The organism is Nostoc flagelliforme FACHB-838, assembly GCF_014698065.1.
Taxonomy (GTDB): domain Bacteria; phylum Cyanobacteriota; class Cyanobacteriia; order Cyanobacteriales; family Nostocaceae; genus Nostoc; species Nostoc flagelliforme_B.
Map to the genome: position 1 here is coordinate 1 of NZ_JACJSI010000556.1, position 3,143 is coordinate 3,143.

Below are 3,143 nucleotides of genomic sequence, written 5' to 3' on the forward strand. Positions count from 1 at the left end.
TTCAAAAACAGATTCTTTTATTAATGAAAATGCCTGAGTCCCTTTATCAGCTAAATTCCAAGCTGTGCAAGACATAATTACTTCTCACTCCTCCAAAATGAGCGAACCTACAGGAATAAGTGATTGAAGGAATTGCTGAAAGATTAGGAGAAAATTACTGAGGTTTGTCCTAAAAGTGATGGTTATATTTGGAACTGGTAAATCATTGGACATTGGATTTGAGGAAGTGGGCATAAAAGCCCACTTTTTCCCTACGCCGCTATTAGCTCACTGTTGGTTAATGCTGTTTCATACTCCAGCAGCCTGCGCCATTGGCTTGCACTAAGTTCGTCAAACGCCTTATCCAAGAGTTCGTCGCAAGATACGGGCGATATTTCGATCACAGACAGGGATTGCACTGCCGACTCCACCGAATCACAGGCTATCTTCTGCTGATGACTTGAAGAAGCCTGAATAACCCACCATCTGCCGTCAGTCTGTCCGACTTCGCCTAATTTCTCGTCATTCTGGTAAATGCCGTCGTCGAGGATTTCGTAACCGTATTTCTCGCATTCGATGAAAATCCGCGCCATAACTTCATTCCCAGTGGTGTATGGTGTTGCAAGTTGCTCCTGCATAGGCAGTGTGCCGTCTTTGTAGTGAGTGCAGATGAAGCGATGACAGCGCATTGGGGTATTGGCACGAAATACTTCTTTGTCGTTGATCATGACTACCCAGCGTTGCGTTAGGTGGTTGTCGTCATGGCTGATGCTGGCTACCAGTTTGTCATCAGCGTAATATTCGTGATGGTCAAACGAGATTTCGACTATTCTGAGGGGTTCGGGAGCTACAACTTGGGCTTGGTCAACGATGAAGTGGTCGAGTTCGGCTTGGGCGAGGGCTTGGTTGTCGGGGGCAGCAGGGGTGAGTTTCTGAATCTTGCTTGACTGATATTGGGCGATTGCACTAATCCAAGAATCCTTACAGCGTTTATCGCTTACTTCTACTGTACAAGCGATTTCGCTGTAGATTTGCTTAAGACGGGCAATCGATTTCAGTTGCAGCTGTTGATGGCTGTAGATGATGTGAGTCATAATTTAGTAAGTTCTGTTATGGAACGGAAAGCGCTTTAGATTCGCAGTCGGGGCGCTTTCTTTATATTTATATTGTTGCGTATTACGTAATGCTTGTCAAGCAATGCGTAATGGTTTAAATTAGAGATAATTCTTTGGAGGCGTATGACTATGGATTTAATGAAAATTATTATTGAAGTGGAGTTTACTGGTATCGGAACTGCTTTGAAAAAGGCAAGAGAAGCTGCGGGGATGAGTTTAACCGTAGCTGGTGATTACGCCGGAATGAGCGGGGCAAATTTTAATCGAATTGAGAATGAAGATACAAAAGGTGTACCTTTAGATACACTTATCAGGGCAGCCAATGCTGTGGGACTGGATTTAAAAGAGTGCTTGGGTGAGTGGATTCAGCATATTCCTGGGGTTAATTTAACAGAAAGTTCTAATGGCGATTAACCTTCAGACTATTAATCCTCTTGCCCTACCTTCAGCTTTTCCAAAAAAGCGATACTTGCGGCTGGCTATGCTGGAGCAGTTATTAACTACTTCCAAAATCTACGTTGTAATTGACTCTGAAAAAATATTGTTGAACTAAAGGGGTGGAATAATGGCTAAACCACCTTCTAATCGCAAAAAAGCCACCTCTGCTGTCTCCAACAATTTACAAGCAACCGCTAGTTATGCCGAAGACACCTTTGATCCAGAAAATCCTGCTACAGCAACAATTACTGTTACTGCTGCTGAAGTAGAAGAGTTGTCCGAAACGGAGGAGCGGGATCGCCTACATTTAGAGCGCCGTGTGGAAAGAGCGTTTTTTGAGGCAGGTAAGGCACTGGCAGAATTGCGTGATCGCCGACTTTATCGTTCCACGCATAAAACCTTTGAGGAATACTGCCGTGATCACTTTGGTCATAGTCGTCGCCAGTCTTATCTTTTAATGGATGCGGCTGTTGTTTTTGATAATTTGCTTGAAAAATGTGATCCATTGGATCACATTTTGCCAACAAACGAACGCCAAATCCGACCCATGACAAAGCTTGAACCCCAGGAACAGCAGGAAGTGTGGCTAACGGCAGTAGAACTTGCTGGCGGTAAAGTGCCAACTAGTAGAATCGTGAAAGATGTTGTGTAGCGCATCATGGAGCGAACCCAAGTACCCAATACCTACCAGCTTGGTGAAGTCTGCCAAATCCTTACCAAAGACAACCCCGAACTCAGAGGCAAAGGTGGCTGTTGGGCAATTGTCAGCGCAGTGAATGACTTTAGTTGCACCGTGAGAATGTGGGATGGAGAGTACGCCGTTGGGTTGCAGCATCTGAAGTCTTATGATTACTTGCCTGCGGAGTGTCAGCAGATGCAGTTAATCAGTGATCGCATTACACGAATATATTCCGATTCGCTGGAGGAGACGGTCAAAAGTCTGTTGCAGTTGTTGGGGAAGGTGAATCGGCCTTATCTTACTGCTGTGGAAGAGAAATTATTGACGCTTCTGGAGTCGGAGTATGGGAGAATACCCTGAACAATTTTGGCAATTTGGCATCCAATGTTTTTGGGTTGCAGTTTCAATGGAGTTAGCAACATAACGGGACAGTGAAGAAGTTGTACGAGGGAAAAGATAAAACTTCCCGCTTCAAGACATCCAGCTATGCCAGTTGTTTAGTTGAGTGCTGTAGAGCCCCTCTACATGATTCATACAGCGCTCAACAGAGTTCAGTCAAGACTCTACAACTGGCTAGAAATGAACAAAACCAAATAGGGTTTCAGAAGATGAAAAATGTAGATAGCTGGATTGCTGTATAGTTTGGGTTATGCCAGATTATCCTCTCAAGAGTTGCTCTATGATTGTTCTACCTGGTATTGCTATCCAAAACAAAATATATGAAAGTGACAATTCTCTAGTGTACCGGGGCATCAGAGACGATGGAGTAGGAATCGTCGTAAAAATGCTAAAGCTTGATTATCCCTCTCCCCAAGAACTAACCCGCTACAGACAGGAATATAAAATTACCCGTTCCCTCAACTTGGAGGGAGTGGTGAAGGCATTCAGTCAGCAAGACTATCAACGCACTCTGGTGATTCTCTTAGAGGATT

General features: G+C 44.3%; 4 protein-coding genes and 1 pseudogene. 4 read left to right on the forward strand and 1 reads right to left on the reverse strand.

What is annotated here, in order from left to right; genetic code table 11:
* Positions 1–251: 251 nt before the first annotated feature.
* Positions 252–1,073 carry a hypothetical protein gene (locus H6G97_RS48655; protein ID WP_190947460.1) on the reverse strand — a complete coding sequence of 274 codons (822 nt, stop codon included), beginning with the start codon at positions 1,071–1,073 and terminating at the stop codon, positions 252–254.
* 144 nt (positions 1,074–1,217) lie between these two features.
* Between H6G97_RS48655 and H6G97_RS48660 the strand changes: the two genes are divergently transcribed.
* From H6G97_RS48660 to H6G97_RS48670, 4 genes and pseudogenes are all read left to right on the forward strand, one after another.
* Complete coding sequence (locus H6G97_RS48660) at positions 1,218–1,508, forward strand: helix-turn-helix domain-containing protein (protein WP_152591773.1); 291 nt, start codon at positions 1,218–1,220, stop codon at positions 1,506–1,508.
* A gap of 151 nt (positions 1,509–1,659) precedes the next feature.
* Entirely contained in the window at positions 1,660–2,184 is a 525-nt protein-coding gene (locus tag H6G97_RS54385; RefSeq protein WP_242056147.1) for a hypothetical protein, read from the forward strand.
* 6 nt (positions 2,185–2,190) lie between these two features.
* Positions 2,191–2,571 carry a hypothetical protein gene (locus tag H6G97_RS54390; RefSeq protein WP_242056148.1) on the forward strand — a complete coding sequence of 127 codons (381 nt, stop codon included), beginning with the start codon at positions 2,191–2,193 and terminating at the stop codon, positions 2,569–2,571.
* A 319-nt stretch (positions 2,572–2,890) separates the two neighbouring features.
* A pseudogene (locus H6G97_RS48670) lies at positions 2,891–3,143 on the forward strand (serine/threonine-protein kinase PknK); the annotation flags it as partial.